A 17152-nucleotide genomic window follows, 5' to 3' on the forward strand; every position below is an offset into this window, starting at 1 on the left:
GGAACGGCAGGTCGAACTTGCTTACGCCGGTTGCGACACCGGGGACATCTCCTGCGCTTGCTGCCTGGCCGGCAAGCCGGCCACGATGCGGTCCACGTAGGGCTGTACGTGCTTGCCGTCGACCGGCGGGCAGGCATAGACCTCGCCGCCGAAGACCTTGTCGCCCACCGGGAAGCAGTCGAACATCTGCTCCAGGTCGCTCTGGGCGCTCAGGCCGTCCAGCACCGCCGCGATGCGCGCAATCGCGCTCTTGGGGTTGGCCTGCGCATAGGCCAGCGCCTCGTCCTTCCATTGGTCGAACGGCACGCTGCCCACCTGCACGCCCGCGCCGCGGATGTGCTGGACCAGGCTGTTGAACCCGGGCGCATTGGGATTGGCGAAGTCGTAGTCGTGGCCGATCCGCGCCGCGTCCCGGGTCATGACCTGGGCGATCACCCCCGCCAGGTAGTCCACCGGCAGCACGCCGCCGATGTCCGAGCCCAGCAAGGGGAAGTTGCCCATGGCGACGCAGCCCGAGATCAGGTTGTGCAGGAAGTCGCCGCGATCCAGCCGGAAGTGCCCGCTGGTGGAGCTGGCGGCCACGAACGGCAAGCGGTAGATGGAAGCCCGCGCCCCGCGCCGGCGCGCCGCGGCCACCATCTGCTCAGCCATGAACTTGGACGTCAGGTAGCCGAATTCGCGCTCGTCCTTGGACACCTCGTAGCCCAGGTAGCGCGGCAGCGTGGCGGCCGTGGACACGAAGTGCACCGCCTTGCCACGGCCCCGCGATGCCAGCCGCAGGACCTCATGCGTGCCGACCACGTTGGGCGCCAGGTAGTTATCCAGCGGCAGCATCCAGTCGACCAGCGCCCCCGAATGGCAGATCGCGTCCACCTGGTCGGCCAGTTGATCGAACTCGTGCTCGGACAGGCCGAACAGGGGCTGGGTCAGGTCGCCGACGACCGGGTTGAGCAAAGCCGCGAACTCGGGCCGCCACAGGTCGTACTGTTGCAGGATGTCGACCTGGCGCGCCATCGCCTGTTCGGCGTCGTCGGCGCGCACCAGGCAGTACGCGATGACGTTGGCGCTGAGCAGCTCGTGCAGCAGGAAAGCGCCGACAAAGCCGGTGGAGCCTGTGACAAAGACCGCTTCCGGCTCCGCTTCCATGGCCGCCACGTTGTCGAACTGCAGCTCCGGCTCCAGGAAGCCGCGCCGGGCGACGCGGTCGTCCAGGCGCTTGCCGGCCGCCGCTTCCTTGCGCGGCGTGCCCTCTTGCGGCGCCGCCTCCTGGCTGTCCAGCCCCGCCTCGGTCAGCTTTTCCAGCAGGAACTGGCTCAGCGCCCGCAGGTTCGGATGGTCGAAGGCGATCTTGGCGGGCAAGGCCAGGCCGGTCATGTCCGACAGCTGGTTGCGCAGCAGCACGGCGGTCAGCGAATCGATGCCGATGTCCTGCAACGGCAGGCTGACGTCCACGTCTTCCGGCGAGGCGAACTCCAGCGCCTTGGCCACTTCGGCGCGCACGGCATCGAGCACCGCGGCTTCGCGCTGCTCGACCGCCGTTTCCGCCAGCAGCTTGCGCAAGCCGCTGCCGCCCCCGCCCCCGCCGCCCTGGCCGCGGCCCCCGGCCGAACGGCTGAAGAGCTCGCGGTACAAGGCCGGGGCCGCGCCGCCGTTGTTGTCTTCCAGCGTGCGTTGCAGGCGGCCCAGGTCCAGCGCCGCGGCGACCGCCGTGGGCGAATCGCTCATCACCGCCGACTCGAACAGGTCCAGCGCCTCGGTGGGCCCGAGCGCTTCCATGCCCTGGCGGCTGAAGCGCGTCTTGTCGGCGTCGCTCAACCGGGCAGCCATGCCCTGCCCGTCCCAGGCGCCCCACGCCACCGAGGTGGCGGCCAGGCCGCGGGCCCGGCGATGGTGCGCCAGCGCATCCAGGAAGGTGTTGGCCGCGGCGTAGTTGCCCTGGCCCGGCGCCCCGGTCACGCCCGAGATCGACGAGAACAGCACGAAGAAGTCCAGCGGCAGGTCCTGCGTCAGCTGATGCAGGTGCCAGGCGCCGTCCACCTTGGGCGCGAACACCGTGTCCAGGCGCTCGGGGGTCAGCCCCGACAGCATGCCGTCGTCCAGCACGCCCGCCGCATGCACCACGCCGCGCAGCGGACGGGCGTCGTTGAACTCGCCCAGCACTTGCTCCAGGCCCTGGTAGTCAGCCGCGTCGCAAGCCACCACGGTGGCGCGGGCGCCCAGCTCGGCCAGTTCGGCCACGAAGGCCTGCGCGTCGGGCGACTTCATGCCGCTGCGCGAGGTCAGCACCAAGTCGCGCACCTGGTGGTTCTGGACCAGCCATTTCGAGACATACCGGCCCAGGCCGCCCAGGCCGCCGGTGACCAGCACCGCGCCGTCCGGCTCGACCAGGCTGCGCCGCTTGGCGGGCACCAGCACGACCTTGCCCACGTGCCGCGCCTGCGCAATGAAGCGCAAGGCATCGGACGCGCAATCGAGCGGGAAGGTGCGCAGCGGCAGCGGCTTGAGCTTGCCCTGGGCGAACAGCGCGGCGATCGCGCCCAGCATTTCCTGGATCCGTTCGACGCCCGCCTCGGGCAGGTTGTAGACCCGGTAGGTCACCCCGGGATGGTTGGCCTCGACCCAGGTCTGGTCGCGCAGGTCGATCTTGCCCATCTCCAGGAAGCGGCCGCCCGGCTTGAGCATGGCGAAGCTGGCGTCGATGAACTCGCGCGCCAGGGAGTTCAGCACGATGTCGAAGCTGCGGCCCGGCGCCGTTTCGGCGAACGCCTGCGCGAAGTCCAGGCTGCGCGAGGTGCCGATATGGCTGTCCTGCAGGCCCAGCTTGCGCAGGGCCGGCCACTTGGGCTCGCTGGCCGTGCCGTAGACCTCGGCGCCGTGCAGCAGCGCCAGTTGCACCGCCGCCATGCCTACCCCGCCCGCGGCGGCATGCACCAGCACGCGCTCGCCGGGCTGCATGTTGCCCAGCACGTGCAGGCCGTACCATGCCGTCAGGAACGTCATGGGTATGGTGGCGGCCTCTTCAAAGCTGAGGTTGTCGGGCTTGGCCACCACTTGCCGCGCATCCACCACGATGGACGAGCCGAACGCGCCGCGCGCCAGCCCCAGCACCGGATCGCCCGGCTTCAGGTGCTTCACGCTGCTGCCCACTTCGGTTACCACGCCAGCGAATTCCAGGCCCAGCGCGGGGATCTCGACCATGCCCAGGGCGTTCAGCACGTCCAGGAAATTGACGCCCGTGGCCTTGACCGCCGCGCGGATTTCGCCGGCGGCCAGCGGTTCGTCCACCAGCGTCTTGACCGACAGCGGCTGGTCCAGGCGGCCCTTGGTGGCGATCTCCAGGCGCCAGTTGCCCTCGGCCGGCAGCACCAGGCCGGCAGTCGACGGCGCCTTCTTGAGCCGCGCCGCCAGGATCTTGCCGCCGCGCAGCGCGCACTCCGGTTCGCCTTCCAGCGCCAGCGCCGAGGCCAGCAAGTCCATGTCGGCCCCCTGCTCGCCCAGGTCGACGATGCGCAGGGCCAGCTCCGGATGCTCGTTGCGCGCAGTGCGCATCAACCCCCACAGGGGGCTGGCCCCCAGGTCGGCGACAGGGTCATCGCTGCTGGTACCCACCGCGCCGCGCGTCAACCAGATCATCGGCTTGGCGAACCCGGCCAGCGCCAGCTCCTGCACCTGCAGCAGCGCGGTAGCGGCATAGCGGTGGGATTGATCCACCACCTGCTTGCCCGCGCCCCACAGCTGGATCACGCCGTCGCACGCTTCGGCTTCGTTCAGCTGGGAAATATCGACCACCTGTGCCCCGGCCTGCGTCAGACGCGCGCGGACCTCGTCGGCCCATGCGGTATCGGCGCCGCCCATCAGGCCCCAGGTGCCGCCGAAGACGGCGTCGGGGGCCTCTACCGGCGTCCACTCCATGCGGAACAGATAGCGGTCCACGCCGGCCGACGCCAGGCGCCGCAGCGCCGCGCGGTCGATGCGGCGGGCATGCAGGCGGTGCAAACGGCCCACGTGTTCGCCGGTGGTGTCGTACAGGTCCAGCGAGGCCCAGAACTCGCCCTCGCCCATCTCGAACGCCGCGACCCGCACCCAGACTTCGGCCAGCCCGTCCTTCCAGACCGACAGCCGCTCGGCCTCGAACGGCACGAACACATCGTCGCCCACCTGGTCCTTCAGGCGCTGCGTCAGCAGCAGCGAATGCATGGACGAATCCAGCAGCGCCGGATGCAGGCCATAGCGGATCGCCGACGGCGCGGCAGCCTCGGGCAGCGCCACGCGCGCCCAGACGTCGCCGTCCACGTGCCAGGCCGCATTGATGCCCTGGAACGTGGGGCCGTAGCCGTAGCCCAGTTCGTGCAGGTCCTGGTAGAGCGCGGCCACGTCGATGGGGTCGCCGTCCGGCGGCGGCAATTGCGCCGTTTCCTGGCGTTCGACCTGGGCGGGCACCAGCTTGCCTTCGGCGTGCAGCTGCCACTCGGCGGCGTCATCGGATTCCAGCGAGCTGTAGACGTGCACCGTGCGCGCCCCGTTCGATTCCGCCCCCACCGTGATCTGCATCCGCAGCGGCACACCCGGGGTCAGCACCATCGGCGCCAGGATAATGACGTCGGCCAGGTCCCACTGGCCCTTGATGTGGTTGCCGGCCGCGCGCATGGCCTCGAAGAAGGCCGTGCCGGGCATGAGCACGGCGTCCATCACCTGGTGTTCCTGCACCCAGGCCGGCTCGTCGGCCGCCACCACCGTCGTGAACATCGTCAGATCGGTGCCGGCGATCTGCACGCCGCCGCCCAGCAGCTGGTGGTTGGCGTCGTTCAGCCCCGCCCCGACCGTACGGGTGGGCATGGGTTCGAGCCAATAGCGTTCGCGCTGGAAGGCGTAGCACGGCAGCTTGACGCGTTCGCCGCCATACGGGGCGAAAAAGCCGCGCCAGTCCACCGGCGCGCCCAGCACGTGCAGTTCGGCCAGGCCCTTTTGCATCGTCAGGGTCTCGTCCTTGGCCGGGTTGATCGACGGCACCCAGGTCACCGGGCCGTCGTCGGCCAGGCAAGCCGCGCCCATGCCGGACAGCACGGGTTGCGGGCCCAGTTCCAGGAAGGTGTTCACCCCCTGCTCATACAGCGTGCGCATGCCGGCGTGAAAGCGCACGGCCTGCCGCGCCTGCTGCACCCAGTATTCCGGCTGGGTCATCTGGCCCTGCTTGTCCAGCTGGCCCGTCAGGCTGCTGACCACGGTCAGCTTGGGCGCCGCGTAGCTGAGCGACTGCGCCACCTGGCGGAATTCGGCCAGCATCGGTTCCAGCAGATGCGAGTGGAAGGCGTGCGAGACCTCCAGCCGCTTGGCCTTGCGCTGCTGCTGCTTGAAATGCGCCACCACCTTGTCGATGCTGTCGATGTCGCCCGACACTACCGTCTGCTGCGGCGCATTCAGGCCTGCCAACGAGATGCGGGCGCTCAGGTCCAGCGCCGCCAACGCGGCCTGGACTTCGTCCTCGCTCGCTTCCAGCGAGGCCATGCCGCCGCCCGCCGGCAACGCCTGCATGAGCCGGCCGCGCGCGGCGACCAGGCGGCATGCGTCGTCCAGGTCGAAGATGCCCGCCACGTGCGCGGCGGCGATTTCGCCGATGCTGTGGCCCAGCAGGAAGTCCGGTTGCACGCCCCAGCTTTCCCAGACCCGCCACAAGGCCACTTCCAGCGCGAACAGGGCCGGCTGGGTGAAGTCGGTGCGGTTCAGCAGGGCGGCGTCGGCGCTGCCGGCCTCGGCGAACATCACTTGCAGCAGCGGCTTTTCCAGGCCGCCAAAGCGTTGCGTGATGTCGTCCAGGGCCTGCCTGAAGACCGGATTGGACCCGTACAGGCCCTGCCCCATGCCGGGCAGCTGGCTGCCCTGCCCGGTAAACAGCAGCGCCAGGCGGCATTCCTTGTCGCGGTCATCGGCCGAGCTGACGGCGCCGGCCGGCAATTCGCCGGTGCGGCCGTAGGAGGCCAGCGAATCCAGCAGGTCCGACTTGCCCTTGGCGAACACCACCAGCCGCTTGCGAAAGTGCGTGCGGGTGGTGGCCAGCGAATACGCCACGTCGAGGAAGCGGTCCTCGATGTTCATGCCCATGTGCAGGTGCAGCTTGTCGGCCTGCGCGCGCAGCGCGGGCACGGTAAAGCCCGACAGCACGAACGGCAGCGTTTCCGGCGGCGCCGCGGGCTTGCCGGCGCGGGCCTTGGTCGCAGCCTTGGGTGGTTCTTCCACGATAACGTGGGCATTGGTGCCGCCGATGCCGAACGAACTGACTCCCGCACGGCGCGGGCGTTCGCCCGGCAGCCAGGGCTGCTCTTGCTGCACCAGCGCCATCTGCGCCGCGGCCCAATCCACCGCCGGGGTCGGCTCGACCACATGCAGCGTGATGGGCAGCTTGTCGTGATGCATGGCCAACACCGCCTTCATCACCCCCGCCAGGCCCGCCGCCGCCTGGGTGTGGCCCAGGTTGGACTTGACCGACCCCACCCACAACGGCTTGTCCGGCGTATGGCTGCCGCCGAACACGGCGGCCAGGCCATTGCCTTCGATCGGGTCGCCCAGCTTGGTGCCGGTGCCGTGCGCTTCCAGGTAGTCGATGTCGGCCGGCTTCAGGCCGGACATGGACAGCGCCTGGCGGATCACGCGCTGCTGCGCGGGGCCGCTGGGCGTGGTCAGGCTGGCGCTGTGGCCGGCATGGTTGACCGCGGTGCCGCGCAGGATGGCCAGCACCGGATCGCCGTCGCGCTGCGCGTCGGACAGACGCTTGAGCACGACCACCGCCGCGCCTTCGCTCCAGCCCGTGCCGTCGGTGCTGGACGAGAACGACTTGCAGCGGCCGTCGGGCGACATGCCGCGCAAGCGGCTGAACTCCACGTGCAGGTCGGGCGACAGCATCAGCGTCACGCCAGCCGCCACCGCCAGGTCGCATTCGCCCTGGCGCAAGGCGTTGCATGCCAGGTGGGTCGTGACCAGCGACGACGAGCAGGCGGTGTCCACCGTCATGCTCGGCCCTTCCAGGCCCAGCACGTACGACACCCGGCCGGACATGGTGCTGCCGGCCGAACCGGTGCCCACGTAGCCGTCCAGATCGGCCAGGCCGCCGGCCAGCGCCAGCCCATACTCGTGATAGCCCTTGCCGATGCCGATGAACACGCCGGTCTGGCTGCCGCGCAGCTGGTCCATCGAATAGCCGGCCTGCTCGATGGCCTCGGACGTGACTTCCAGCATCATGCGTTGGGCCGGATCCAGCGCCCGGGCTTCGCGCGGCGAGATGCCGAAGAACGGCGCATCGAACAGGTCGATCGGTGTCACGAAGCCGCCGCGCATGCAATAGGACTTGCCGCGCGCGTCGGGATCCGCGTCATAGATGGCCGCGGCGTCCCAGCGTTCCTTCGGCACTTCCACGATGCCGTCGCCGCCCCGCTCCAGCAGGGCCCACAGGTCTTCCGGGCTGTTCACGTTGCCCGGCAGGCGGCAGGCCATCGACACGATCGCGATGGGCTCGTCGGCCAGCGCATTGCGGCGCTTGGGCGTGTTGAGCACCGCCGCCTTGCGGTTGCCGGCCAGGTGTGCGGCCAGGTCCTTGATGGTGAAGTGCTCGTACAGCGTCGAGGTCGACACCGAACGGCCCAGCAGTTTCTGCAGCTCGGCCTGCACCCGCACCACGCGCAGGGAATTGCCGCCGATCTTGAAAAAGCTGTCGTTGATGCCGATGCGGTCATGGCCCAGCACTTCGGCCCACACCGCCTGCAACTGCTGTTCCAGCTCGTTGGTGGGCTGCACGGCCGGTTCCAGCATCACTTCGGTCGGCTCGGGCAGGGCCTTGCGGTCGATCTTGCCGTTGGGCGTGAGCGGGAATTCGTCGAGTTCGACGAAGAAGTCCGGAATCATGTAGCCCGGCAGACGCGCCTGTAGCCACGGCCGCAGCACGCGCTGCAGCGCCGGACGCGGGGGCGCCCCGGCGGCCGGCTGGTTGGCGAACTGGCTCAATGCGGCACGATCCATCGGCGCGGCGGTTTGCCAGGTCAGGTCGGGCTGCTCGCCGTCCTTGTGGAACACGGCGTCCAAAGCCCAGATGTCGCGGCTGCGACTGGGCAGCATCACCAGGCGATAGCCGGCCTCGTCCGCGGCCTGTTGCAGGTCGCGCGGATCCACCCACTGGCCCGGGCCGGCCGCGGGCGCCGCGTCCAGCACATGCCCCACCCGCTGCTGCACGTCCGCCAGCCGGCCGTTGGGGATATTGGCCACGGTCAGCGCCTTGCCGCCCTTGGCCAGGCGCTGGGCCAGCGCCGGCAGGTCCAGCCCGTCCTGGTGCCAGTCCGCCGTGGCCATGGCCGCCGCCTTGCCGCGCGCCGCCGTCGCCGACGCCGACGTTCCCACGTGCAGGATGACGTCGTAGCGAAAGCGTGTCATTTCATTGACGTAGCCGCCATCGCGCAGCGCCACCTCGACCCGGGTGATTTGCGGATACACCGAGGGCAGGTGGGCGAAGAACTCGGGCGCCAGCACCAGTTCGCGCTCGGACCGCAGCGCGCGCTGGGTGCGGCGGCGCAGTTCGTCGGGCGACAGGCTACACAGGCCCTGGAAGTTCGCCACGTCGGCGTGAAAGGCCTCCAGCAGCGACAGATCGCGCACGTCGCCGATGAAGATGCGGCCCTGGGTCACGGCCTGCGTCGCCCAATCCAGCACCGACAGCAGGTAGCCCGCGTTGGGGAAATACTGCGCCACCGAGTTGATGACCACCGTGTCGAAGCTGCCCGGTTCGACCTCGGGCAGGTCGTTGGCCAGGCGGTGCTCGCAGGACGCTTGCGGCAGGCCGCCCAGGTGGCGGTTGATCTTTTCCACCGCCTGGCTGGAGGCGTCGATGGCCTGGTAGCGGCGAACCTTGGGCGCCACCTCGAACAGCACCAGGCCCGTGCCGGAGCCGACCTCGAAGACCCGCTCGGGCGAAGCCGACAGGATGCGGTCCACGGTGTGCTTGCGCCAGTCGCGCATCTCGTCCGCCGAGAACGGCAGGCCGTCATAGCTGTTATGCCAGCCAGCGGTATTGAAGGTCGGGTCGGCCGCGCCCGGCTCGTAGGCCCGGTCCCAGACATCGCGCCACTCGGTCACCGCGGTGTTCTCTGCGCGGCGGTCCTGGGCGGCGTCGGCCGGCGCGCCATTGCGCAGGCAATAGGCCACCAGTTGGTCGTTGCGCCCCACCACCACGGCGCGGGCGACGTCCTCGTGGCTGGCCACGGCGGCCTCGACCTCGCCCAGCTCGATGCGGAAACCGCGCAGCTTGATCTGGCCGTCGTTGCGGCCCAGCACGACCAGCTTGCCCGGCTCCTTGAAGCAGGCCAGGTCGCCGGTGCGGTACAGCGCGCCCGCGCCAAAGGGATTGGCCACGAACTGCGCGGCAGTCTGCTGCGCGTCCTTGTGGTAGCCCCGCGCCACACCGGCGCCACCGATGCACAGTTCACCGGCAAACCCGGCCGGCACCGGCGCCATGCGCGCATCCAGCACATACAGCTGGGTATTGGCGATGGGCTTGCCGATGACGATGTCTTCACCAGGCTTGACCTGCCACACGCTGGACCAGACGGTGGTTTCCGTCGGGCCGTACATGTTCCAGACCGAGTCGGCCCGGGCCAGCAGCTCGTCGGCCAGCGACCGCGACAGCGCCTCGCCGCCGCACAGGATGCGCTTGAGCCGCGCCGCGCCCTGCCAACCCGATTGCAGCAGCAACTGCCAGGTAGTGGGCGTGGCCTGCATCATGGTCACCGCGTGGCGCTGCAGCAGGTCCAGCAGCGTCTGCCCATCCAGGCTTTCGTGCTGGCGCGCGATGACCACGCTGGCGCCGCTGATCAGCGGCAGGAACAGCTCCAGCGCGGCGATATCGAAGGAAATGGTCGTGACCGCCAGCAGGCTGTCGGTCGCGTCGCAGCCCGGTTCGGCCTGCATCGACTGCAGGAAGTTGCCGAGTGCGCCGTGGGTGACCTCGACGCCCTTGGGCTTGCCGGTGGAACCGGACGTAAAGATCACGTACGCCAGGTCGTCGGGCTGGGTGGCATTCGCCGGATCGGAGGCCTCTTGCCCGGCTTGTGCCAGCGCTTCGCCGATATCGACGCAGCGGTCGGCCCAGGCGCTCAAGGCGCCGGTGCGCGCCGCGGGCGGCGCGATCAGCAGCGCCGGCCGGGCGGCGTCCAGCATCTGGCGGATACGTTCGGCCGGAAAGGCCATGTCGACCGGGACGTACGCGGCGCCTGCCTTCAGCACCGCCAGCAGCGCCACCACCATGTCGATGGAGCGGTCCAGGCACACGCCCACCAATTGCCCGCGCTTGATGCCCTGCTGGCGCAGCACGCCAGCCAGGCGGTTGGCGGCGGCGTTCAGCTCGCCATACGACACGGCCTGGTCGGCGCAGCGCAGCGCCACGCGGTCCTGGTGCCGGGCGGCAGCCGCTTCGAACAGCTGATGCACCACGGCGCCGGTCACGGCGGGGTTGCCGGTCTGGTTGAATTGGTCGAGCAGGGCTTCCTTTTCGCTGGCGGACAGGGCGTCCACCTCTTGCAGCGGCCAGGCGCCCGACTCGGGCAGGCGGCGGCACCAATCCGCCAGTTGCGCACCCAATTGCGCCGCGGTGCGGCGCGCGATCTTGCGCGGGTTGAAATGCAATTCAAAGGCATCGCTGCCGGGCAGCAACACCAGCTCGAGCACCGGGCGGTCGTCATCCAGGGCATAGGCCGCGGGCGTCTTGCTTGACACCACCACGTCCGGCGTCAGTTCGCCGCGCTGCGCCCGCGCGGCCAGGGCGGCATCGCGGCCGATCATGTCGCGGCGGATCAAGCCATGTTCCCGCGCGCGGCGCAAGGCCGCGGCAACGGCCTGCAGATTGCTCGCCACCGGCGCCGTCGCGTCGATCCGGGCCAACACCGGCGCCCAGGCGCAGAACACGTCGCGGTAATCGAGCTCGACCTCCCCGCGCGGCGTGGCGAACGCCACGTGCACGTCGGCCGCGCCCGAGGCGCGGGCCAGGAAGGTGCACAGGCCGCCCACGGCCTGCTCGATAAAGGCGTTTTCCACATCCCCGTCCCTGGGCGCGGCGGGCAGCTTGCCCACGATCGGGGCGGTATTGCTTTCCGGCGCCGCGGGCCGCGTGTACGGCAGGCGGTAGGGTTGATAGTCGGCCAGCTGGCCGCGCCAGAATTCGGTCGATTCCGTGGCGGCCGCGCCTGCCGCCGTGACCTGCGCGCGCGCCTGTTCGCCGGCCCAGGCCAGGCGCGCGCCGGCTTGCAGGCCGCCCGCGTTGACCAGGTCGGCCATGGCCACGTCAGCGCCTTCCAGCGTGCACAGGGCTTCGAGGCGGATCGCGCGGTTGCCGGTGGCGATGCTCGCGCCGAAGGCATCGGCTGAAATCACCTGCCCGGGCGCGGCGCCCGCCGCGCGGGCCTCGATGCTGGCGCGACGCACCGCCAGGACGCGGCCGTCGATCAACACCTTGGGCCAGGCCAGCGGGCTGCTGAAGGGACCGTGGTCGGTGGCGCGCACCAGGGCGGCGATCTGCTCGGCGTCCTGGCTCCAGTCGATCAGGCCTTCGGCCGAGATCTGCGACCGGCGCGAGAAGTAGCGGCGCCGGGACAGGTCTTGCGGGGTTTCCTGTTCGCGGCCGGCGGCCAGTTCGTCGACCAGGGCGCCAAAGCTGTGGACGGCGGTTTCATCGCACTTCAGGCCCAGCGACAACGCGGTGTCGCTGGACTCAATGGGTACGGCGATGCGCTTGAGGATGCCGCCGCCGTCGATGATGTCGCCGATGCGGTGCCAGGTGATGGCGTAGTCGGTGGCGCGGTCGTAGACGGCCCACGCCGGCACATGCAGACCCGAGTATTCCGGCAAGGGTCCGTAGTGGTAGTTGATGCTCATGCGGCGGGCGCGTTTGAGCAGGGCCTGGGGGATCACCGAGTAGTTGCCGATACTGAAGATGATGTCGACCGGAAACTGGGATTCATGCTTGACGGCATCGCTCAGTTCGTACTGCGGGATGCCGGCCTTGGCGGCCCATGCGCGCACGATCAGATCCGATGAAATCACTGCCTTGATGCGGTGTCCCTTCGCCATCAGCACTTCGCCGCAACGAACCAGCACACTGCCGTCTCCAACCAAAAGCGATACGAAACTCGTCATGATCTTATCTTCCTTTGAAAGACTATTCCGACCATGGCGACGGCCTGATTTCTTGTAATGCGTAGCCTGTCGCCGTCTGCACGCGTCGACGAATTCTTATACAGATGATGTGAAATTTCCAGACGCGTCACCACGCCAAACACGTACGTATAGGCTGTTTTTTCCGAGCAAAATCACGCATGCGATTACGTTGCAGAAGGGGACTGCGCGTACGTGTTTCCTGTCCCGCCGCAAATTCTTCAAAGCCTTTCAATTCGCGCCTCCCAGCCTGAAATACCGCAGCGCCAAGCGCTGGGTTCGCGAACATGCGAGCCGTCTGCGGATGCCAAAAAACCTGTACGTACGGACCGGCGTATGGCGCCAACCGCTACGTATTCGCATACGTGGATGCACGTATAGAGATACGTACTTGCGCCGCCCTACACTTGATTCGCATAAGCACACCGCTGCGCAAGGGGAGAGAGACATGTTCGATGACACGGGCGTTCTGATCGTGGGCAGCGGCCATACGCCGTTTGGCCGACTGGATGCGTTGAACCTTGAGCAGCTCATCGTGATGGCTGCGAACGAAGCGATCGAAGACGCCGGCATCGATCCGGCCGAGATCGACGCCGTGTACCTGGGCCATTTCAACGCGGGGCTGGTGCCCGACGCGTTCGCCTCATCGCTGATTCACCAGGCCCACCCCGCCCTGCGGTTCAAGCCCGCCGTGCGCTGCGAAAACGCCTGTGCCTCGGGCTCCGCCGCGATCCACGCCGGCCTGCGCGCGATCCAGTCGCGCGCCGCCCGCACGGTGCTGGTGATCGGCGTGGAAAAAATGACCTCGCGCACCACGCCCGAAGTCACCGAGGCCCTGGCCTGCGCGGGCTACAAGAACGACCCGCGCGAAAGCGGCCTGAGCTTTCCGCAGCAGTTCGCCCGGGTGGCGCAAGCCTACGCCGAACGCTACCAGGACCCCTTGCCCGTCATGGCCGCCATCGCCGCCAAGAACCACGGCAACGCCATGCGCAACCCGCTGGCGCAGTTGCGGCGCGAGCTGGACACGGCGTTCTGCAACGCGGTGTCCGACCGCAACCCCATGATCGCGGCGCCGCTGCGCATGACGGACTGCTCCCCGATCAGCGACGGCGCGGCCGCCATCGTCATGACCTGCGAGCGGCGCGCGCCGCGCCATGCCCGCCAAGTGCGCTTTCGCGCCGCCACCCACGTCAGCGACATGCTGCCCCTGGAGGGCCGCGACCTGCTCGCCTTCGAGGGCCCGCACCGCGCCATGCAGCGCGCCTACGCCGAGGCCGGCGTCCAGCTGCAGGACCTGGACTTCGCCGAAGTCCACGACTGCTTCACCATTTCCGAGCTGCTGATCTACGAAGCCATGGGGCTGGCCGCGCCCGGCGAAGGCCACCGGGTGCTGGACGACGGCACGGTGCAGCGCGACGGCGACCTGCCCGTCAACCTCTCCGGCGGCCTGAAGGCGAAGGGGCATCCTGTCGGCGCCACCGGCGTGTCCATGCATGCCCTGGCCTACCGCCAGCTCACCGGCCGGGCCGGCGACATGCAATGCCCGGGCGCCGAACTCGGGCTGGTCTTCAACATGGGGGGCATGGCGGTCGCGAATTACGCCTCGGTACTCGAAGCCGTACGGGCGTAACAAGCATGAATATCGCCAACTGGTTGCAAGCGGCCGCGCTGGAGCATGGCTCGCGCCCGGCCGTATTCACGGGCTTGCGGCTGCATGCAAGCTACCGGGACTTCGCCCGCCGCGCCGCCGCGGTGGCCAAGTGGTTGCAGGATGATTGCGGCCTGGCCGAAGGCGACCGCATCGCGTTGTTCGCCCGCAACCGCGCCGAATACCTCGAACTGCTGTATGCGGCGTGGTGGCTGGGCGCGGTGGCCGTGCCCATCAACCCCAAGCTGCATCCCAAGGAAGTCGCCTGGATCGCCGACAACGCCGGCGCCAGCGCCCTCTTCACGGATCGCCTCGGCGACCTGCCAGACGGCCTGTTGCCGGCGGGCTGCCGCCACCTGGAGATCGACGGCCCCGGCTACGCCGCCGCCTGCCAGGCGCCCGGCCCCTGGGCCCCGCCCGCACAGCTGTCCGGCGATGCGCTAGCCTGGCTGTTCTACACCTCGGGCACGACCGGCCGGCCCAAGGGCGTCATGCTCAGCCATCGCAATCTGGTGGCCATGGGGCTGTGCTACGCCGTGGACGTCGAAACCGTGCAGGCCGGCGACGGCATGCTGTATGCCGCCCCGATGTCGCACGGCGCGGGCCTGTACCACGTGCTGTATGTGCGCAAGGCCGCGCGCCACATCGTGCCGGAATCGCGCGGCTTCGAGCCGGCGGAAATCCTGTCCCTGGCCGAACAGACCGGGCCGCTGTCGCTCTTTGCCGCCCCCACCATGATCAAGCGTCTGGTCGAACAGGCGCGTGCCAGCGGCCATGACGGGCGCGGCATCAAGACCATCATCTACGGCGGCGCGCCCATGTACCTGGCCGACCTGGAGGACGCCCTGTCGGTGCTGGGGCAGCGCTTCGTGCAGATCTACGGCCAGGGCGAAAGCCCCATGACCATCACCGCGCTGTCGCGCGAAGTGATCGCCGACGCCGCCCACCCCGAACGCGCGGCGCGGCTGGCGTCGGTGGGCACCGCCCAGAGCTGCATGGAGCTGCGCGTGGTGGACGCCGCGCTGCAGTCCGTGCCGTCCTGTACCGACGGCGAGGTGCTGGTGCGCGGCCACGCCGTCATGCAGGGCTACTGGCGCAACGACCGCGCCACCGCCGAGACGCTGGTCGACGGCTGGCTGCGCACGGGCGACATCGGCCGCCTGGACAACGCCGGTTTCCTGACCCTGACCGACCGCAGCAAGGACGTGATCATCTCCGGCGGCTCGAACATCTACCCGCGCGAAGTCGAGGAAACGCTGGCGCGCCATCCAGGCGTGCGCGAGGTCGCGGTGGTGGGCGCACCCAGCGCGCAATGGGGCGAAGAGGTCGTGGCATTCGTGGTGTCGCGCCCCGGCGCCACCCTGGCGCCCGAAGACCTGGACGCCTGGTGCCGCACCGAGATCGCCTCGTTCAAGAAGCCCAAGCGCTACGTCTTTCACGAAGAGCTGCCCAAGAACAGCTACGGCAAGATCCTGAAGACAGCGCTGCGCGAAGCCCTGCGCGGCGCCGACCCCACGAGCTAGGACCGGTTCAAAGCAACCGGCCCTGGTCCGACCACAGGCCAAGGCAAGCGGAATCCCAAGGCCGAAACACCGGCGCGACACAAGCCGGAATGCCCCAAGGAGGCAAGCATGAGGAGACGCGATTTCATCAAGACGGCGGCCATACTGGCCAGCGCCTCGGCGCCGGCGGTCTGGACCGGCCGGGCCGCGGCGGCGGCCAAGCCGATCACCCTGAAGTTCGACAGCTACATCAGCGAAACCTCCGGGCCGTCGCGCCTGGACGAGTGGTATCTCAAGCAGCTGGAAACGCGCACCAATGGCGAGGTCAAGGTACGCCGCTACTGGGCGCAGTCCTTGAACAAGGTGGGCGAGCACCTGTCGGCCGTGCGCGACGGCACGTCCGAGATGTCGCTGATTTCCCCGGGGTATTACCAATCGCAGCTGCCCGTGACCCGCGGGCTGGACTGGTACTACCGCATGCACCGTTCGGATGCGCTGCAATGGCTGTGCCGCGACGTCTACGCCGAATACGCCCCGCTGCGCGATGAATGGGAACGCCGCTACAACAGCAAGGTCCTGTACTGGACCAACTGGTACTACGCGCCGCTGGTCACCCGCCAGCCCATCCATTCCATCGACGACCTGCGCGGCAAGCGCATCCGCGGCTATGGCGCGGCCAACGAGGTGATCGAGCGCCTGGGCGGCACCGCGGTGCCGATGGCCGCGCCCGAGGTCTACACCGCGCTGGAACGCGGCGTGCTCGACGGCGTGTACGGCTTTGACTTCATCACCGCCGTGGCCTACAAGCTGCACGAGATCGCCCCGTACTTCACCGATATCGGTGACGGCCCGCATGGCCCGGCCGCCACCATCATCAACGCCCGCACCTGGAAGAACTACCCCGAACCGGTCAAACAGGTCAGCGACCAGATCGTCAGCGAGATCTACGGCGGCGAGTATGCGCGGATCTTCGAGGGCGCGGCGCGCCAGTACGTCAAGTCAGCCAAGGCGGAAGGCGCCAAGTTCTCGTCGCTGCCCGCGTCGGAACGAGACCGGGCGCGCGCCCTGGTGCAGCCGGCGCAGACCAACGGCTGGGTCGACCGCGTGGCCAAGCCGGCCGGCCTGGACGGCCTGGCGATGCAGGCGCTGATCAACGACGCCATCGCCAAATACGACGCCAAGGGCACCCTGAAGCGTTTCGACGAACTCGCCGCCGAAGCCTGATTGCCGCCCCTTCCCTCCCCACGGCCCGGCCTCGCGCCGGGCCGTTCACAGGCAGAGTATCCATGGACTATTCCACCCGGCTCGGCGCGGCGCTACGCGTCGTCTCCAATCTCTTCGGCGCCATCGCCACGGCGTTCCTGCTGTTCCTGATGTTTGGCATCACGCTGGATGCCATCGTGCGGTTCATCTACGGCCATTCGGTGCCGGGCTTTTTCGAGATGTCGGAACTGAGCCTGGTGGTGATCGTGTTCTTCGGCCTGGGCTGGACGCAGATGGACGACGCCCACATCCGCGTCACGCTGCTGCACAACAAGGTGCCGCCGCGCGTGGCGCAATGGATGGATGCGCTGGCCTGGCTGGCCGCCGCCGTGGTGCTCGCCGTACTGGCCTACCCCGCCACGAGCGACGCGCTGGAGTCGGTCGAGATCCGCGAGTTCCGCTGGGGCTATGTCGAAGTGCCGGTCTGGTGGACCAAGCTGATCGTGGCGGCCGGCCTGTGGTTCGGCGCCCTGCAGATGCTGTGCCAGGCCGGTTGCGCCCTGTGCCGCGCCGCGCCGGCGGCCTCCGCGCCCGCCGTGCTGGCTTCCCACTGATC

At 69.0% G+C, this 17152-nt stretch carries 5 protein-coding genes; 4 read left to right on the forward strand and 1 reads right to left on the reverse strand.

Annotated features, from left to right (window positions below):
- Positions 1-21: 21 nt before the first annotated feature.
- The gene (locus A9974_RS21235) at positions 22-12165 is read right to left on the reverse strand and encodes a polyketide synthase (RefSeq protein WP_255468274.1); all 12144 of its coding nucleotides are present in this window, start codon (positions 12163-12165) and stop codon (positions 22-24) included.
- Positions 12166-12631: 466 nt separating this feature from the next.
- Here A9974_RS21235 and A9974_RS21240 point away from each other — a divergent pair, with 466 nt between their 5' ends.
- The 4 genes from A9974_RS21240 (at position 12632) to A9974_RS21255 (ending at position 17150) form a co-directional block, all read left to right on the forward strand.
- Positions 12632-13813 carry an acetyl-CoA acetyltransferase gene (locus A9974_RS21240; RefSeq protein WP_183006155.1) on the forward strand — a complete coding sequence of 394 codons (1182 nt, stop codon included), beginning with the start codon at positions 12632-12634 and terminating at the stop codon, positions 13811-13813.
- 5 nt (positions 13814-13818) lie between these two features.
- On the forward strand, positions 13819-15354 hold the full coding sequence (locus tag A9974_RS21245; protein WP_183006156.1) for a class I adenylate-forming enzyme family protein: 1536 nt from the start codon (positions 13819-13821) through the stop codon (positions 15352-15354).
- A 108-nt stretch (positions 15355-15462) separates the two neighbouring features.
- Positions 15463-16557, forward strand: coding sequence for a TRAP transporter substrate-binding protein DctP (dctP, locus tag A9974_RS21250; protein ID WP_183006157.1), 1095 nt, complete (start codon positions 15463-15465; stop codon positions 16555-16557).
- 62 nt (positions 16558-16619) lie between these two features.
- Positions 16620-17150: a TRAP transporter small permease subunit gene (locus tag A9974_RS21255; RefSeq protein ID WP_183006158.1), complete on the forward strand. Its 531-nt coding sequence runs from the start codon at positions 16620-16622 to the stop codon at positions 17148-17150.
- Positions 17151-17152: the final 2 nt, after the last annotated feature.

It is taken from the genome of Achromobacter sp. UMC71, assembly GCF_014170305.1.
Classification (GTDB): Bacteria; Pseudomonadota; Gammaproteobacteria; order Burkholderiales; family Burkholderiaceae_B; genus Achromobacter.

Excerpts from the sequence above, each read along its gene's own strand:
- A9974_RS21245 (WP_183006156.1), top strand. The coding sequence starts at position 13,819 with ATGAATATCGCCAACTGGTTGCAAGCGGCCGCGCTGGAGCATGGCTCG.
- A9974_RS21235 (WP_255468274.1), bottom strand. The coding sequence starts at position 12,165 with ATGACGAGTTTCGTATCGCTTTTGGTTGGAGACGGCAGTGTGCTGGTT.
- dctP (WP_183006157.1), top strand. The coding sequence starts at position 15,463 with ATGAGGAGACGCGATTTCATCAAGACGGCGGCCATACTGGCCAGCGCC.
- A9974_RS21255 (WP_183006158.1), top strand. The coding sequence starts at position 16,620 with ATGGACTATTCCACCCGGCTCGGCGCGGCGCTACGCGTCGTCTCCAAT.
- A9974_RS21240 (WP_183006155.1), top strand. The coding sequence starts at position 12,632 with ATGTTCGATGACACGGGCGTTCTGATCGTGGGCAGCGGCCATACGCCG.